Origin of the sequence: Haloferax sp. S2CR25, from assembly GCF_031624535.1 — an archaeon.
GTDB classification, from domain to species: Archaea; Halobacteriota; Halobacteria; order Halobacteriales; family Haloferacaceae; genus Haloferax; species Haloferax massiliensis.
This window is the reverse complement of the sequence record NZ_JAMQOO010000010.1, coordinates 111599-125198: the sequence shown is the minus strand read 5'-3', so window position 1 is coordinate 125198 and position 13600 is coordinate 111599. Positions and strand designations below refer to the sequence as shown.

At 63.3% G+C, this 13600-nt stretch carries 12 protein-coding genes and 2 pseudogenes; 6 read left to right on the top strand and 8 right to left on the bottom strand.

What is annotated here, in order from left to right; all coding sequences use genetic code 11:
* Nucleotides 1-167 precede the first annotated feature (167 nt).
* The 4 genes from NDI65_RS18555 (at nucleotide 168) to NDI65_RS18540 (ending at nucleotide 4056) form a co-directional block, all read left to right on the top strand.
* Nucleotides 168-1238, top strand: a complete 1071-nt coding sequence (locus NDI65_RS18555; RefSeq protein WP_226908779.1) for a TRAP transporter substrate-binding protein — start codon at nucleotides 168-170, stop codon at nucleotides 1236-1238.
* A gap of 25 nt (nucleotides 1239-1263) precedes the next feature.
* Nucleotides 1264-1815 carry a TRAP transporter small permease gene (locus NDI65_RS18550; protein WP_042665791.1) on the top strand — a complete coding sequence of 184 codons (552 nt, stop codon included), beginning with the start codon at nucleotides 1264-1266 and terminating at the stop codon, nucleotides 1813-1815.
* Nucleotides 1816-1863: 48 nt separating this feature from the next.
* Nucleotides 1864-3162 (top strand): TRAP transporter large permease, encoded by a 1299-nt coding sequence (locus tag NDI65_RS18545; protein WP_089780763.1) that lies wholly within the window; start codon nucleotides 1864-1866, stop codon nucleotides 3160-3162.
* Between the two features lie 126 nt (nucleotides 3163-3288).
* Complete coding sequence (locus tag NDI65_RS18540) at nucleotides 3289-4056, top strand: SDR family oxidoreductase (RefSeq protein ID WP_089780765.1); 768 nt, start codon at nucleotides 3289-3291, stop codon at nucleotides 4054-4056.
* Here NDI65_RS18540 and NDI65_RS18535 read toward each other — a convergent pair.
* A complete protein-coding gene (locus tag NDI65_RS18535; RefSeq protein ID WP_089780767.1) occupies nucleotides 4051-5091 on the bottom strand; it encodes an NAD(P)-dependent alcohol dehydrogenase in 1041 nt (346 codons plus the stop codon). The two genes, NDI65_RS18540 and NDI65_RS18535, sit on opposite strands and share 6 nt — an antisense overlap.
* A gap of 245 nt (nucleotides 5092-5336) precedes the next feature.
* Here NDI65_RS18535 and NDI65_RS18530 point away from each other — a divergent pair.
* Nucleotides 5337-6002 (top strand): annotated as a pseudogene (locus NDI65_RS18530) (IS6 family transposase).
* 50 nt (nucleotides 6003-6052) lie between these two features.
* Here NDI65_RS18530 and NDI65_RS18525 read toward each other — a convergent pair.
* Nucleotides 6053-6703 (bottom strand): hypothetical protein, encoded by a 651-nt coding sequence (locus tag NDI65_RS18525; RefSeq protein ID WP_139043139.1) that lies wholly within the window; start codon nucleotides 6701-6703, stop codon nucleotides 6053-6055.
* A gap of 8 nt (nucleotides 6704-6711) precedes the next feature.
* Here NDI65_RS18525 and NDI65_RS18520 point away from each other — a divergent pair.
* Nucleotides 6712-6789: pseudogene (locus NDI65_RS18520) on the top strand (IS6 family transposase); the annotation flags it as partial.
* Between the two features lie 506 nt (nucleotides 6790-7295).
* Here the strand turns inward: NDI65_RS18520 and NDI65_RS18515 are convergent.
* The 6 genes from NDI65_RS18515 to NDI65_RS18490 all read right to left on the bottom strand — a co-directional run bounded on the left by NDI65_RS18515 (nucleotide 7296) and on the right by NDI65_RS18490 (nucleotide 13593).
* Nucleotides 7296-8849: a glycoside hydrolase 43 family protein gene (locus NDI65_RS18515; RefSeq protein WP_310894073.1), complete on the bottom strand. Its 1554-nt coding sequence runs from the start codon at nucleotides 8847-8849 to the stop codon at nucleotides 7296-7298.
* Between the two features lie 303 nt (nucleotides 8850-9152).
* Complete coding sequence (locus NDI65_RS18510; RefSeq protein ID WP_167344156.1) at nucleotides 9153-9788, bottom strand: molybdenum cofactor guanylyltransferase; 636 nt, start codon at nucleotides 9786-9788, stop codon at nucleotides 9153-9155.
* Nucleotides 9789-9798: 10 nt separating this feature from the next.
* Nucleotides 9799-11097, bottom strand: a complete 1299-nt coding sequence (locus tag NDI65_RS18505) for a P-loop NTPase (RefSeq protein WP_089780773.1) — start codon at nucleotides 11095-11097, stop codon at nucleotides 9799-9801.
* A gap of 2 nt (nucleotides 11098-11099) precedes the next feature.
* Entirely contained in the window at nucleotides 11100-11930 is an 831-nt protein-coding gene (locus NDI65_RS18500; protein ID WP_089780775.1) for a HEAT repeat domain-containing protein, read from the bottom strand.
* Nucleotides 11927-12826, bottom strand: coding sequence for a hypothetical protein (locus tag NDI65_RS18495; protein WP_089780777.1), 900 nt, complete (start codon nucleotides 12824-12826; stop codon nucleotides 11927-11929). Before NDI65_RS18495 ends, NDI65_RS18500 begins: the two co-directional genes overlap by 4 nt.
* Nucleotides 12823-13593: a molecular chaperone TorD family protein gene (locus tag NDI65_RS18490; RefSeq protein ID WP_310894072.1), complete on the bottom strand. Its 771-nt coding sequence runs from the start codon at nucleotides 13591-13593 to the stop codon at nucleotides 12823-12825. Before NDI65_RS18490 ends, NDI65_RS18495 begins: the two co-directional genes overlap by 4 nt.
* Between the last annotated feature and the right edge of the window lie 7 nt (nucleotides 13594-13600).

Sequence of the window (13600 nt, the reverse complement as noted above, 5' to 3'; positions counted from 1 at the left end):
GTCCGCTCACGCTCCCAAGTTTCTTCTAAATCCGTCGCAAAGCACTCGCTGAGCAGGTCTGCGAGCATCTTGACCAACTAACTCAACGACCTGCTCGTTCCTCAAACTGGCTTAACTAGACAGTGCCCGATAGATATAAGTACCAGTGTAGAATCGTTGTGAATGGTATGCGTAGACAAAGCCGACGGAGCTTCATGGAACAGCTCGGGCTACTTACTGGCACCGGGGCAATCGCATCGATGGCTGGCTGCATGGGCGGCGGTTCCGACTCCGGAAACGACGGTACGACCGAGTCAGGCGGCTCAGACACCGACACGACAGAGAGCGGTGGCGGCGGTCAGAGCCAATCGCTCATCATCGGGAGCGTCTTCCCCAGCGGGCACGTCATCAACGAGATGGCCAAGGAGTGGGCGTCCTCCGTCGAAGCGGAGACGGACGGGCGGGTCGCAATCACCATCGAGGAGTCCTTCGGTGGCGAAAAGGAGGTCATGGAGCAGACGCAGATCGGCTCCATCGACGGGACTATCATCGGGACGCGCTGGGTCATCGACTACGACCCCAAGAACTTCTGGGTCGAGTCGCCGTTCGTCTTCGAAGGCTGGGAACAGCAGCGACGCGCCTTCCAGACGGAGTTCTTCGACGACGGCCGACAGCGCCTCCGCGAGCAGGGCAAGCAGATGCTCGTGAACGAGCCGGTGTACCGCGGCTACCGACACACGAGCGGGAACAAGGCCTTCGAGACGCCCGAGGACATTCAGGGAGTCAACCTGCGGGTGCCCGACCTCACCCCGTGGGTGAACATCTGGAGCGGTATCGGCGCGAGTCCGACGACCGTCGCGTTCGACGAACTCTACAGCGCGCTGCAACAGGGCGTCGTCGACGCCCAAGAGAACCCCGCCGAAACCGTCCGGTCGTCCTCGCTGTACGAGGTGCAGGAGTACTACACGCTGACCAAGCACCTCGCGTCGACGGGCTGGTTCACGCTCGGCACTCAGGCGCTGTCGAACATCTCCGACGAGGACCAGACGACGATGGTCGACTCGCTGACATCGAGCATCCAAGATCTCAGCAGCAGCATCTCTGAATCGGAATCTCAGGCCATCGAAGCGCTGAAAGAACAGGGGATGAACGTGGTCGAACCCGACCGCGACGCGTGGTTAGAGGCGGCGAAGGAGCCGCTCCAGACGCAGTTCGAGAATAACTGGGAACCGTCGCTCGAAGAAGTGCGAAACATTTGAGCGGACGCTTACTCGTAGAGCACCCATGGAAGAAGTAAACCTCGCAACGAAACTCGGCCGGCTTTTCGACGGGCTGGTCACGTCCATCGCGTTGGCACTCTACGTGCTGATGATACTCGTCGTCGGGTTGCAGATTCTGACCCGCTGGGTCTTGGGTTCGATACTCGGGTCGAGCCTCCCGTGGACGGTCAACCTCTCGCAGATGCTGCTCGTGTACATCACGTTCTTCGGTGCGGCGGTCGCCAGTCGAAAGCGACAGCACATCTCGCTCGACCTCCTCGTCTCGCGGCTCTCCGACGGCGTCATCCGGGTGCTGACCGGTCTCCGGACGCTCCTCATCCTCGCGTTCGTCGGCGTCATGGTCTCGGGAGCGTACCCGCTGTACCTGCAAAACCGGGGATTCGGCATGGGAGCGCTCCCGTCGCACCCGCCGTTCACCGAAGCGTGGCTGTACGTCCCCGCCGTCGTCGGCGGTGTCTGTATCGGTATCTACGCGCTTCGCGACCTGTGGCTCGTCGCCGTCGAGCCCGAAACGATCATCGAGGACATCAAAGGAGAAGACGAAAATGCAGACTGAACGCCGACCCGCCACCGAGATGCGCCCGCTCCAAGAGGGGTGCCGCTGATGGCCGACGTCGTCCTGCTCGGCCTGTTCATCGGCGTCCTGCTCGTACTGTACCTGTTCGAGGTACCCGTCGTGTACGCGCTGGGGCTGACCAGTCTCATCCTCATGTGGACCACGTCGATTCCGTTCGAGCCGCTTCTGGTCGCCCAGACGATGGTCTCCGGAACCAACTCGTTCGTGCTGTTGGCGATTCCGCTGTTCCTCCAGACGGGGCTGTTGATGAACAAACTCGGCCTGACCGACGTCATCTTCGACTTCGCGAAGGCCATCGTCGGCCCGATTCGCGGTGGGCTCGCCCACGTCAACATCGTCGCCAGTATCATCTTCTCCGGGATGACGGGGACCGCCGCGGCGGACGCCGCGGGACTGGGGGCCATCGAGTACCGCGCGATGCGCGAGGAGGGATACGACGAGGGGTTCAGCGTCGCCGTCACCGGGTCGTCGTCTATCATCGGCCCGATTATCCCGCCGAGCGTCCCGCTCATCATCTACGGGATTCTCGCGCAGGTCTCGATTGGCACGCTGTTCATCGCCGGACTCGTCCCGGGGCTGGTGATGGGCGTCGGGTTGATGATACTGTGTAGTTTCTACGCCCATCGGAACGGCTACGAGAAAGGCGACTGGTGGTCCCTCGGCGAAATCGGTCGGACGTGTTACCGGGCGCTCCCGGCTCTCGGCACTCCGGCGCTCATCATCGGCGGGATACTCGGCGGGTGGTTCACCGCGACCGAGGCGGGCGCAGTCGCGCTGTTCTACACGCTCATCATCGGGACCGTCTTCTACGACGGTCTCTCGCGGGAGGAACTCGTCGCGTCGTTCGACGAGGGGATGACTCACACCGCGACGCTCACGTTCATCGTCGCGGCGGCGTCCCTGTACGGCTTTCTCATCCGGCGCGCACAGCTCCCGGAGATTCTCGCACAGGCCATCACGGGCGTGTCGACGGACCCGCTCGTGCTCATGTTGCTCATCGCCGGCGTCCTGTTCATCGTCGGGCTGATGCTGGAGACGATTGCGGCAATCACCATCCTCACGCCGGTGTTCCTGCCCATCGTCGAGCAGACCGCAATCAGCCCGATTCACTTCGGCGTCGTGATGATCGTCACGCTGATGATCGGCCTGCTCACGCCGCCGTTCGGCGTCATCCTGTTCGTGCTCAACGCCGTCACCGGCGTCTCGCTCGAACGGATCACCCGGCACATGGTCCCGTTCTACCTGCCGCTTTTGTTCACCCTCCTGTCGATTATCGTCTTCCCGGAGCTCGTCCTCTGGCTTCCCCGCGCGATAGGGCTCGCCTGAGCGACTGCTCCATCTTCTTTTTAGACGACCACCGGCGGCGCGCAGACGGGAGTACGAGAGCGGTTCGCGCCGTGAGTTCGTCTGTCGACCGCAAGAGTTAGCATGCCATGGCCGGTCGAATCGAGTATGGTTGAGACATCACCCACGGTTACCGTATCGGATAGCGCCGCGGTCGTCATCGGCGGTACGAGCGGCATCGGGCGGGCTATCGCGCTCGCCTTCGCCGACGACGGCGCCGACGTGGTGGCGACGAGTCGCAGTGCGGACGCCGTCGAGGAGACCGCCGAGGAACTCCGCGCTCGCGGCGCAGAGACCGCCGAAGTGACGTGCGACGTCAGAGACAACGAGTCGATAGAGAACCTCTACGAGGTCGCCAGCGACGCCATCGGTGATATCGATATCCTGGTGAACTCGGCGGGGTCGGTCGCGAGAGCGTCCGTCTCCGAGATGAGCGACGACCAGTGGAACCAGGACATCGACGTGAACCTGACGGGCGTCTTCCGGGCGTGCCGCGTCTTCGGCCGCGAGATGGAGTCTGGAAGCATCGTGAACATCTCCTCGATGTCCGCGCGACAGGCCCGCGAGGAGCGCCCGGCCTACTGCGCCGCGAAGAGCGGCGTGAACGGGCTCACGCGCGCCGCGGCGGCCGACCTCGCGCCCGACGTGCGCGTCAACGCAATCGAGCCGGGGTTCGTCAAAACCCCGCTCGCCGGCGACGGCTTCAACGAGGGAACCGAACTGCGAGAGAAGATAGACGAGGGAACGCCGATGGAACGCGTCGCGACGCCGGACGAAATTGCGGGCGCGGCCGTCTACCTCGCCAGCGACGCGGCATCGTTCACGACGGGCGCGGTCATCACCGTCGACGGCGGCTACAACGACAACGCGCTATAGCTCGTCGCTGACGCGGATTACGCCTTTTACTTCTTCGGGCTCGGCCGCGCGGTCGAAGGCGGCCTGCGTGTCCTCGAACGACGACTCGAAGGTCACGATACTGTCCACGTCGAACCGGCCCGTTTCGATTCCCTCGATGGCCGCCGGATACGTGTTACTGAACCTGAACGACCCCTTCAGGTCGTACTCCTGGCCGATTGTCTCGACGATGTCGGTGGGGAACTCGGGTTCGAGAGGGATGCCGACGAAGACGACGGTGCCGCCGCGTTTGACGGCCTCGGTCGTCGTCTCGATAGCGCCGCCGAAGCCAGAGCTTTCGAGAACCACGTCGACGCCGCGTTCGTCGACGTGTTCGCGAATCGTCTCGACGGGGTCGGACTCCGTCACGTCGACCGCGTGGTCGACGCCGCGGGACTCGGCGAGTTCGAGCTTTTCGGGGACTACGTCGGTCAGGACGACCGTCTCGGCCCCGCGGGCCATCGCGACTTCCGAGACGAGCTGACCGATGGGACCGCCGCCGGTAACTAACACCGAGTCGCCCTCGGAGACGCCGCCGCGCTGACACGCGTGCATCGCGACGCTCAGCGGCTCCGCGAGCGCCCCCTCGCGGAGCGACACCGAGTCCGGAAGCGCGTACAGGTACTCGGCGGGCCACGCGACGTACTCGGTCAGCGCGCCCTCGACGGGCGGCGAAGACATGTACTCCATGTCCTCACAGAGGTGGTAGGTGCCGTCGCCGACGCAGTACTCGCACTCTCCGCACGGGAGACCGGGTTCGATGGCGACGCGGTCGTCGGGACCGACGCGGGAGACCCCGTCTCCCACCTCGACGACGGTACCGGCGGCCTCGTGACCGAGGACGTGGGGGAACTCGACGATGTTGCCTCCGTTTTCGCCGTGTTGGTAGTAGTGTAAGTCGGACCCGCAGATGCCGACGCGGTCGATTCGAACCAGCACTTCGTCGGGACCGATTGTCGGGAGGTCTCGATCGACAAGTGTGAATTCACTAACATCTGTGAGCTCGCAGGTTCGCATGCTTGTACCGAAGAGAATTACCGTTATATTCCTTTTGCCGTGTGGTGACGCAGTAAGCGATAGCGTGGGTGAAGTGAGTCTGACCCCGGAGAGTCGGGATGTGCTCGCGAGGCTCCCGGTGGCACTTCTCGTCTTAGTGACGGTGGTCGGAATTCTGACAAGATTGCGGACAGGGCACTGTCTAGTTAAGCCAGTTTGAGGAACGAGCAGGTCGTTTGAGTTAATTTGGGACGAAGCTCGCAGACCTGCTCAGCGAGTGCTTTGCGACCGATTTAGAAGAAACGTGGGAGCGTGAGCGGACGGCAACGCCCGTCAGGGCGTTCGCCGTCCAGCTCCACGCGACCGGTTGTTCACTCAGAGAGACAAAAGAAATTCTTCGATTACTCGGCGTTGAACGCTCCCACCAAGCGGTTTGGCAATGGGTACATCGACTGGCTGACAGCGGTCACAACCCGCCTGAGGCAACGCCGAAGCGGGTTGCGGTCGACGAGACCGCTGTCAAAATCAATGGCGAGTGGTCTTGGTTGTACGCTGCAATAGACGTCGAGACGAAGCTGGTTCTTGATGTCGAATTGTTTGGACGACATGGTACCGATCCGGCTGCTGCGTTTCTCCATCGACTTTCCGAGAAACACGATCTCTCAGATACTGTGTTTCTCGTTGATGGCTACGGCTATCAGACTGCCCTCTTTCGATTAGGATTGAGCGGTCGGCTTGACTATGTAGAGCGAAACCTCATCGAAAAGTGGTTTCACACCCTCAAAATGCGAGTCGACCGCTTCCATAATTCGTGGGTGGGCAGTCACGGAAGCGTCCGCGAGTGATTCATAGAATTTGTGCAATACTACAATTTTCAGAGACCGCATCAAGCGCTCGATGGGCGAACACCGGTTGGGGAGGTCACTAACTAGACAGTGCTACTTATTCAAAAAGGCTGTTTAGATGGTACTATCTACAGCGCTTATGACGTTGTCTCAAATTCGGGATGGAAGACACCAATGCGTCGGATTACTACATGAAATAGACCAAATAATAGTGCACCGGTATTAAGGATGGGAGAAAAGATAACCAATTGAGCAGGAAGTAAATTCACACTATAAGTTAAAGCGACAAGAGCTACAATAAGCATAAGACCACTATCAGCTCTTCTATTCCATTCATTAATGCGAAGCAGAGGCGGTATTGCAGTGTCTCCTATATTCACTTTGTATATAACCCAAGTAGCAAGTATGAGTGGTAAAAAAACATAAAAACAGGCGATCACAATAGCAAACCATTCCGGAGGGGTATCACTAAGAACCCCGAAAACAAACTTCATTATATATTGTACCCCGATTCCAGAACCAAGAATAACAGAGAGGTATATTAGCAGATTCTGCCAAAGCATATTCTCTTCAATCAGTCTATTGTTAGAAATACGCCTTTTAGAAAGATATACTGAGGTAGTTGCAATCACAACTCCGATCATTAAAATATACTCAACTGATAAGCCAATCGAGGTTAATACCGGTGAAAATAGGATCGTTGCCCAAGTACTGATTAGAAAAAAGGCGGTTACTGTTTTAATGATATGTCTCATTGTATCTTCTTGAAATATGGTCGCACGTGACATCTATAAAATTTGTGCAATACTACAATTTTCAGAGACCGCATCAAGCGCTCGATGGGCGAACACCGGTTGAGGAGGTTACTAACTAGACAGTGCCAGATCACTCAATTGGTTCCTTTTCGAATCGCGTATAGTATAGATGTTATAATTGTGGTATATTCGATAGTGTCTACGATGAGTAATTTGTAATATCGTGGTGCTGGCAGAGATATTTGGGTAATGAACTGTCCCAGTAACAAGCCGAAAAACAGAATTCCTGCAATAGCAACCGCTTGCCGTAGTAACCAAAATTTATCCATTTGTTATCTTAACGACATTTTCCCAACATAATGTGTCTTTTGGCTTAGTATTAGATCATCTATAGTGCGACCACTCCAACCTGAGATCTCGGTGTGAAATCACCACTGTGTGAATATTCTAAAGATGGGAAATCCCGTCTCAAAGCACTCGCTGGGCAGGTCTGCGAGCTTCGTCCCAAATTAACTCAAACGGCCTGCTCATTCCTCAAACTGGCTTAACTAGACAATGCCTCTCGGCATTATTGATAAAATTCCTGTTATATTAGGCGCAGAGCGTGCGCCCCTCTGGAGACAGTTCAGTCGCTGACCTCGAAGTACTCGAAGTCGCAGTAGCCATCACCGACCCCAGAGTCGGTCGACCGCGCGACGAACAGACCGATTTTGGCACCGATCCAGCGCCCCTGCTGGGCTTGGGACGGCTCTCCAATCGACTCGAAGCCGGCATCGTCCGTCGCGTACGCGAACTGGACGCGGCCCCCGTCCTCGACGGTCGCCCGCAGTCGTGCGGACGGGCCTCGGAGGGGGACTCGTTCGACGACCGTATCGGGGTCGCCCTCCGATGGGTTGGTGTTACGTCCCTGTATCAGGCGGACTCCGTCCGTGCTCTCGCGGATACTGAGGTAGGCGTACTCGGAGCCCATGACGAGAAGCCCCCCGTGTCCGGTTTCTTCTTGGAGGCCGCATCGGACTTCTGTCGTCGCCGTGAACGCCGGGGCGGGGAACTTCTGGAGGAGGAGATTCGGGGCGGTCCACAGGTTCTCAGACTCATCGACACGCTGTCGGAACAGGCGGAGCGCGCCGGGACGGTGAGTGAGCGAGTGCCAACCGAACTTCGGGTTCCCGTGCCATTGCCACTGGAGCCCTAAGCGGGCCGCTTCGAAGTCGTCGGAGGTCTGCGGGACCATCGTCGGAAGCGTCTCAGCAGCGACGTCGGGCTTTTCGTGCGTTCGAACCGGCTCGCCGGTCCCATCGCCGTCCTCGTCGCGACCGATGACGGGCCACCCGTCGGTCCAAGCGACCGGCTGAAGGTGGACGATGCGGCCGTACGGGTCGGCCTCTTGGAAGTGGACGAACCAGTCTTCGCCGCCGTCTAAGCCTACGAGCGCTCCCTGATGCGGCCCGTTAATCGGCGTCTCCCCCTGGGCGAGGACGACTCGGTCGTCGTACGGGCCGTAGATGTCGTCCGAGCGAAGGACCGTCTGCCACCCGTCGCTAACGCCGCCGGCGGGCGCGAAGATGTAGTAACTCCCGTCCCGCTCGTACAGCTTCGGCCCCTCGATTGTCGGGTGGTCGTCGTGGCCGTCGAACACCTGCCTGCTCTCGCCGGTGATGTGCGTCCCGTCCGGTGCCATCGGGGCGATGTTGAGCACGCTGTTGAATCCGGCACGGCTCTTCGCGAACGCGTGGGCGAGATACGCGTTCCCGTCGTCGTCCCACAGCGGTGCCGTGTCGATCCACCCCTCGGCCTCGTGCACGAGCGTCAGGTCGGACCACCGACCACGGGGGTCGTCGGTCTCGGTCATGTAGACGCCGCGGTCGGGGTCGCCGTAGAAGATGTAGAACGTCCCCTCGTGGTAGTTGATCGAGGGCGCCCAGACACCGTTTCCGTGCTGTGGACGGTCGAAATCCGGTGGTAACTCGTCGATGGCGTGATTGATGAGTCGCCAGTTCACGAGGTCGCGCGAGTGGAGTATCGGGAGTCCCGGGACGGCGTTGAAGCTCGAAGCGGTCATGAAGAAGTCATCACCCGCGCGAACGACGTCGGGGTCGGAGTAGTCCGCGTAGATGACCGGGTTCCGATACCGGCCGTCGTCGAGGTTCGGGTCCCAGACCGCCGAGGCGTGTTTCATGATAGCTGACAACAAGTAACGCACGAATAAACGTTGTGTTCAGGGGCTTCGAGTGCGCGGCGTTGGACGTCCTCATTAAGCGGTCTGTCGCTAATATACGTTTGATAGATATTTGTCACATCTCACCCGAGAAACACCGAATTAGGATGCGGCCGAAGAGGCCGTTGTCGGAATCGATCGCGAGCGGTCTTCGTTGTATCATGCGATCTATTCTTGTTCAGTTTCGAGTAGCCGTGGATGATGTTCACGGCAGATATATTGAGTTAATAGCACAACACAGTTGACTCAGAAATAGCCGCAAGCTCACTCAGCAAACCGTTGACGGAGCCCGCCGAGCTCCTCTCGCGTGTTCACGTTCGCCATCGACGCTTCGAGCGAGAGGGAGTCGGGTGCCGACGACGAGTCGACGCGGTCGACCGAGAGTTCGGAGACGAGGGCGCGGAGGCTGTTCGAACCGAGCCGCCGGTCGCACCGCGCCGCCAACGCCGACGTTCGGTAAACTCCGTGGAGGGGCTGTCGGCGACCCGCCGAATCGACCGGTAGCGTCGCGTCAGCGCCCGAATCGGCGTGACGGTCGATGAGCCACGACACGGCCGCGACCGACAACAGCGGCATATCGCAACCGCAGACGAAGACGTGGTCGGTCGAAACCGCGTCGAGCGCGGCACAGAGGCCGGCGACGGGGCCGTTACACCAGTTCGCGTCCGCGACGTACCGCACGGGGTCGGCGTCGCTCAGTACGCGGTCCACAGCCGCGCGTTTGTCGCGCGGTCCCGCGGCGACGATCGGTCGACGCCTCGTCGCCGCCCGGACGCGCCGGACGACGCGTTCGACGAGCGGGCGTCCATCGAAACTGGCCGCCGCCTTGCACTCCTCACCGAACCGCTCGCTCCGGCCGCCGGCGAGCACGACGCCGGTCACCGGTGGCTGTCGTTTCATCGGACCTCGCTTACGGTTTCGTCGCAGTCAACAGCCAGTCGTTCGGCGTTCGGCGTTCGACGCTGAACCCGTCGATTTCCGCGGGGTCGCGGTCGGTCAGTCCGCCGAGGAACCGCCGGACTGGCGTCGGGTCGCGGTCGCTGACGAGCGCGAACGCTTCGCCGCTCGCGAGCGCGGTGAACCGTTCTGCGACCCGCTCCTTCCGTCGCTCCGGCGGGTCCCCGCGGATGTCGAGTGCGTCGTCGGGAGCGTCGACATCCCACGCGGTCGCCGCCGCCTCGGAGACCGACTCCGCGAGCGTCTCGAACGCCGAGCCGGTGTCGCCGGGCGCGGGCGTCTCCTGAAACCGCGGAGAGAACGGGAGTTCGGCGAGCACCGTCGCGTCGAGCCGTTCGCCGGCGGTCTCACCGGGGAAGAGCTGGTGAGTGTCGCCGCAGGAGGGGCAGGCGAACTCGCCCATATTGACGACCGCCCCGAGAACCGGAACCCCGTTGTCGCGGAAGAGTTCGATGCTCCGCGCCGTATCGTCCAGGCTCGACTCGAAGGGCGTCGTCACAACGACGACGCCGTCGACGGAAATCTCTTGGAGCGTGGTCAGGACCACGTCGCCGGTCCCCGGCGGAAGGTCCAACACGAGCGTGTCGTCGGCGCTCCAGGCGGTGTCCGCGAACAGTTCGGTCAGCGCGTCGTGCGCCATCGCACCGCGCCACGCCAGCGGCGCGCCCGACTCCATCAATCCGACGCTCATCACGTCGAGCGAGGCGTCGGAGCCCCCCACCGAAACGGGGAGCGGGTGACCTTCGTCGTCCGAGTGGACGGGGCCTTCGACGTCGAGCAACGAGGGAACGTTCGGGCCGTGGATGTCCGCGTCGAACAGCCCGGCTGGACGCTCGCCGGCGAGTGCGCACGCCAGGCCGGTCGAAACGGTCGATTTCCCGACGCCGCCCTTGGCACTGGCGACGGCGATGACGGTGTCGAACGCGTCCACGCCGGTCGCACCGTCGCCGGACGACGGCGAGACGGGCTCGACGTGCGCACCCTCGACCGCGGGCACGTCGCGGACCGCCTGCGCCATCGCGCGCATGACCCGCGTCGCGTTCGCGTCGTCGAACTCCGACACGGCCGCGCGGACGGTCACGCTCGCCCCGTCGACGGCTATCGATTCGACCAGCCCGGCCTCGAAGACGTCGACGTCGGCATCGGGGTCTCGGACGGCTCGGAGCGCGGATTCGACGCGGTCTCGAAGCTCGGACTCGGTGTCTGGCTCGCTATTCGCCGGGTCGTGGTTCGTCGGGTCGTGTTCGCTCATGGTCAGAGGTTCGGCGTTCGGTTGAGGTCGTCTTCGCCGGGCAGGGTGCGGTCGGTCTCGTCGAGGACGCCCGTGAACTGGCGACGGAAGCTTCCGGAATCGACTTCGCGGGCCCGGACCGCCGTCTCTCGGACGACGCTTCGCTCGTCGTCGGTCAGCCTATCGAGCGCCTCGTCCGCCCGGTCGTTGTCGATTCCGCCGAGCAGGTGCGCCGCCCACTCTCGCACCCGCTCGCTCGGGTCGGCGGCGGCGGCAACGAGCGCGTCGCACGCGCCCTCGCCGCGGAGTTTGAAAAGCGAGACGAGCGCGTTTCGACGGGCGGCGTGGTGCTCGTCGTCGAGCGCGGCTTCGATGGCCGCTTCGTGTTCCGCCCGGTCCAGGCGGTCGAGCGCGACGACGGCCTCGGCCCGAACCCACGGGTCGGGGTCGTCGGTCAGCGCCCGCGCGGTCTCGGCCGCGAGGTCGCCGCCGTGTTTCGCCAGTGCCTCCACGGCGAACTGCCGCACTTCGGCGTCCTCGTCCGTCGTCGCCGCGCGGGACAGCGCCGCGACGACAGTCTCGTCGCCCTCCCGTTCGGCGAGCGCGAGTGCGGCCCGCCGGCGTTCGACCGCGTCGTCGCCGGCGAGCGACGCAAGCAGGTCGGAGACCGGGTGGTCCTCGACGGGTTCCGTGTCGCTCGCACCGAGGTCGGCGAGCGTCGCCTCGCCGATGGTCACGTCGCGGTCGACCTCGATGTCTTCGAGACCCGCGGGGTCGACGCCGAATCCGGGGCTCTGTTCGGGGTGTAGCTGTGGGTCCGGGGGTCCGTCGGTCGCCTCCTCTTCGTCTCTCACGCTCGCTCACCCCCGTCGTACGCGACCAACGCGGCCGCGACGACGACCCCGGTTGCTCGGAGCACCGTCGCGGGGACGCCGGCCGCGCAGAACAACGCGGCTCCGAGTGCGACGGCGAGCCGACCGTCGCGGAGCGCGGAGACGACGCCGGCTGTTCCGCCGGCCGCGGCGAAGGCGACGAGACCCGCCGGAACGCCGACGACACCGCCGCCGACGAGCAGTACCGCCCCCGCGACGTACGGTGCGCTCGCGGCGGTTGCAAGCACAGTCGCTCCCGCGGCGACACCGGCAAGCGCGCTGGTTCGGTCCCAGCCGACAGCGAGCGGGACGACGCCGACCGCGGTGAGCGCGACCCCGGAGCCGAGCGGCCGAAGCGTCGCCGGCATCACGCCGGCGGTCGCCGCGAGGGAGGTCGCCACGCCAACCGCGGCGAGGCCGACCGGCGCGGCTCGTCGGACCCCGTTCCACTCTCGTTTCCGTCCGAGCGCGGCGAGCCTGTCCGCCGCGACGACCGCGAAGCCGACCGAAACGCCGATTGCGGCCGGCTGCCACGCCGCGGCCGCCGTCACGAGTGCCAGGACTCCGAACCCGCCGACGAAGGCGAGCCCCACGCGTTCGGCTCCGGCGTCGGCGGTCGACGCGAGAAGCAGCGCCGCGAGCGCGGGCCCGACGACGGCGAGGCCCGACCAGTCCGCCGCGAGCGTCGCGACGCCCCCCGGGAGGCCGCCGGGAACGTTGTGGCCGACGCGATACGCCGTCACCGCGGCGACCGGGCACAGCGCCAGTATCCCGGCCAGTATCCGAAACGTTCGCCCGGGCGTTCGAGACCGAAGCGCGGTGATATCGGCCAACGGGGAGGCCGAACCGACCGCATCTTCGACTCCGCGACCGCTCATGCGCCGTCACCTCCCTCGAACCGCGCGGCGAGCGCGCGCTGGTCGGCGGCGACGAACCGGTCGAGGAAGTCCGCGACTTCGCCGTACAGGCCCGAGCCGGGCGTGTCGGCCGCTCGTTCAGCCAAGCCCCCGGCGACGACGTGGAGGTGGCGGTCGTGGAAATCGAGCCGCGCCCGCGCCGCGTCGTCGGCCCGCCCGCCGCCCGGATCGGCCGCGGCCTCCAGCCGCGCGAGGTAGCCCGCGAACTCCAGTTCGTACGGGAGATAGTCGTGGTTGTCACGGGTCTCCCGGTCGATTTCGAGCCCGAAGTAGTCGTACGCGCGTGCGAGGTCGAGATTCACGTCGTTCCACGCCGCGTCGGGGCGGTACGACGACTCGTACAGCGAGATTCGCGGCCCCTCGCTGTCGAGCGAGCCGTCGGTTCGGTCCGCGTACTCGGCGTAGCCGACCGTGAACAGGTCGTTGAAACGGGCACACGCCGTCTCGTAGTCGTCTTCGACGGTCAGTTCCGGCGGGGCGACCGAGAGCCCGGTCGCCCCGAGGAGTCCCCGGACGGTCTCGTCGACTTCCCCGGCGGCGAGTCGCTCGTGGAGCCGCTCGTCGGGCTCGTCGAGCAGCGTCGCCAGCGCGGTATAGATTGCCGCCCGCGCCGCCGCGGGTCGGTCGACCGCGCTCGAATCGATTCGGTCGGCGTCGTTGTTCGTATCGCTGTTGGTGTCGCGGTTCGTGTCGTCGGTTCGCGTCTCCGCGTGGGTGTTCGTATCCATCGTCGTG